Annotated in this window: 2 protein-coding genes; one reads left to right on the top strand and one right to left on the bottom strand. The window is 46.0% G+C overall.

The window, feature by feature from the left end:
• A partial coding sequence (locus LUQ50_RS13035) for a hypothetical protein (protein WP_300040348.1) occupies positions 1–388 on the bottom strand: 388 nt, incomplete at its 3' end.
• Positions 389–799: 411 nt separating this feature from the next.
• Here LUQ50_RS13035 and LUQ50_RS13030 point away from each other — a divergent pair.
• Positions 800–3,361 (top strand): PAS domain S-box protein (locus LUQ50_RS13030; protein ID WP_300040346.1); only part of this gene is annotated, 2,562 nt, incomplete at its 3' end.

Genomic DNA, 3,361 nt, shown 5'->3' with positions numbered 1-3,361 from the left:
AGTGAAGACTCATCGAGAAACTCGGACCAAAGAAGGGGATAGTTCCCTTTACCACCGGGATTCCGGATTCGTCCAGTCTCACCTGGTTCTCATGAGTAACTTCCATGGGAACCCTGTTTCTGCCCTCCCGTCTCCATTCATCACGGATTGATCTGAGTCCGGGGTTGGTTGCAAACAGGTCCCGGTCCATCTGGTCCACTTCCCAGTACATCCCCTGGGGACAGGTGACACAGACAATGGGTTTTCCCGGTGATGTGGCTGCAACCCGAAGTGCACTTGATCCGGTAATCGAAGCAACCACGATGTAATCACACCTGGATGCTTCTCTCTTCACCAGTTTCACGATCTCCGAAGTATTATCCGGCCCTGACGTATCGAAGACGATCATATGATCATATGAATGAAGATATTCCTGAAATCCTTTCCGAAATCAGGGGTAATTTTGCAGGGCTGGTTTTCAGAGAAAAATTCCGGGCAAAGTATTATAATGCAAAGCATAACCTTTTAGAATGACCGAAGTAAAACAGAGGTCATTCTAAAGTATGTACCTGAATCGTACATTATAGTATAAGACACATATACTTCCTCACAAGACGCCGGGGAGATAGACAAATACCGGACGGTGAAGACCATAGTTATGCATACTTGGCAGTTCATTATCCTGATAGCGATTCACTTCCCCATTGCGAAACAGGGAAAAAACCAGGATTTATGGATATAGCCCGGGCAATATATATCAGGGAGATCATCAGATGTATGCTGCTGATACTACCGGTAACCCGGCTTGGGAGGAGAATAATTGATACCTGATACGACCGGACTGCTGATTATCGGATCATTGGTCATTTCCGGGATGATTACCCTCTTCCTAGCAGGATTTGGATACCGGTACAGGTCGTATCCTCCGGCAATTCCCTATGTAATCATCATGTTACTCTCATCATGGTGGGCATTTGACTATGCGGTAGAACTCTCGCTATCAGATCTTCCCCTGAAAATCCTGCTGCACAATATACGCAATATTTTCATTCCCTTTATCCCCGTGGTCGAATTGTGGCTGGTGCTCCGGTTAACCGGAAAGGAGAAGTGGCTGAATACAGGGTATATCACCCTGCTTCTTGTCATACCCATCATTACCGCAATTCTTGCCGCCACCAGCCAATATCATACCTTATACCGGTATGACTTCTTAGTCTACCTCACCGGTCATCTGCCAATACTGTCGTTCCAGGATGCTGTCTGGTATAAAATATACCTTATTTTCACCTACACCCTCCTGCTCCTCAGCTCTGTTCTGCTGCTGACCGGGTATAAAGAGACAAATAAATTCTATCGGATCCAGAAATGGCTCCTATTACTTGCATTGCTTTTTCCGGTCATCGGATCACTCATCTTTGAGATCGGTCTCTCATCAATCCAGGGGTTTAATCCGGCTCCTTCCCTTCTCGGGATAACCGGTATCCTCTATACGGTTGCTATATTCAGGTATGGATTTCTGGATCTCGTCCCGGTTGGCAGAAGCAGTATCATCGACAGCCTTGAAACCCCCATGTTCATCCTTGATTCGCAATCACGGCTTGTAGATTTCAATCCTGCAGCAGAAAGATTATTTCATATCTCCCAGTCGTCCTCTATCGGCAGGCGTATGGAGGAAATTTCTCCCGGATGGACAGATCTCCACTCGTTCTTGAAAAATCCCACTCATCAGACAAAGGAGTTGCATTTCAGGAATGACGATGGAGAATGGGTTTTTGAGGGAATTCATTCGTTCATGCAATCAAAATCGGATATGAGAAGCGGAGAGATCATCATTCTCAACGACATAACCTATCAGAAGAGACTGGAACATGAACTAAAGAAGAGTGAGGAGAAATATCGCCTGCTTTTCGATAATGCACCGATAGGCATCGGAATGATCTCATCATCAGGGAGAATTATTGAGGTAAACCACACCACCGAGGTAATAACCGGGTACAATCATGATGAACTGATAGCAAGACGGCTCCCTGAGATCTTTACAACACCGCAAACATACGAGGATATCATCTCCCAGGTCAGGAAAGAGGGTGTTGTTCATGGAAATGAAATATGGCTCCAGCGTCGTGACGGGAGTTCATTCCCCTGCCTGATGGATGATCTATCGGTTGAGATCGATCATCAGCACGTTCACTTTATCACCCTGCGTGATATCACCGAAAGACGGAAGATTGAACATGCCCTTCTTGAGAGTGAGTTATTCAACCGAAGCCTGGTAGAAAACCTGCCAGACTATGTAATTGTATATGACAGGTTCGGAAAAATCCTGTACGCCAATCCTGCATCTGAAACTGCCCTCGGTTATCTCCCCGGGGAGATGGTGAATATGCCGGTACTGGAATTTCTCCCGCCGGAATACCGGGAAAATGCCCTTGCAACCATAAAGAAACGGTTCAGCGATATCGAATGCCTGGAGTATGAAACTGAAATTTTCACGAAGCACCGGGTAAAACATACGGTACTGGTGAAGGGAACCAAAATCCAGTATAAAAATCAATTGAATATTCTTCTTCTGCTCGTGGATATTACCGAACGAAAAGAGATAGAGACTGCACTTCGGGAGAACGAGGAGAAATTCATATCCATCTTCGAGGAGACACCTGATCCCATCCTGATCATTAATGCGTTGTATGAGATTATCGAAATTAACCGCGGATTTGAGAACGTATTTGAGTGCAGGCGGGATGATGTCACCGGAAAACCGATCGATGAACTGGATATCCGGCTGACTGCACAATCGTTTGAGCACCTGATGGAGCAGGGGGGACCTCCTGGTGAGATTGTTCATCAGGAGATGAACCTGAAAAAACAAAACGGCATGCCGTTTGTTGCCGAAGTTGCCATCACCCGGATTTTAATCTCCTCCCATCCCTGCCTGCTCATTGAAATCCATGACATCGACGAGATATCCCGGGCAAACAAGGCAATCGCTGAGATAAATCATAAACTTCGGATCCTCTCAAGCATCACCAGGCATGACATTCTGAACCGGACCATGATTACTTCTTTTTATAGTGAGATGATCCGGGATCAATTACCGGCTGGAAGACTGAGGGAACAATTCGAAGCGATAAACCAGGCTTCATCAGAGATCCAGGCCCTCATTGAGTTTACCGGCTATTACCAGGATATCGGTTCATCCGCCCCGGTATGGCAACGAATTATTCCTATCCTGGAATCGCGGGAGATTCAGGGAATATTACAAGGGATTACCCTGACCTGGAGTAATGACCAGTATACTATCTATGCAGACCAAATGCTCGTGAAAGTGATCTATAATCTGGTTGAGAATTCAGTCAGACATGGACAGGATCTGAGCAGGATT

The sequence above is a fragment of the Methanospirillum sp. genome, assembly GCF_028679455.1.
Lineage (GTDB): Archaea > Halobacteriota > Methanomicrobia > Methanomicrobiales > Methanospirillaceae > Methanospirillum.
Note: the sequence above shows the minus strand (reverse complement) of the source record. Positions and strands in the feature narration are given on the sequence as shown.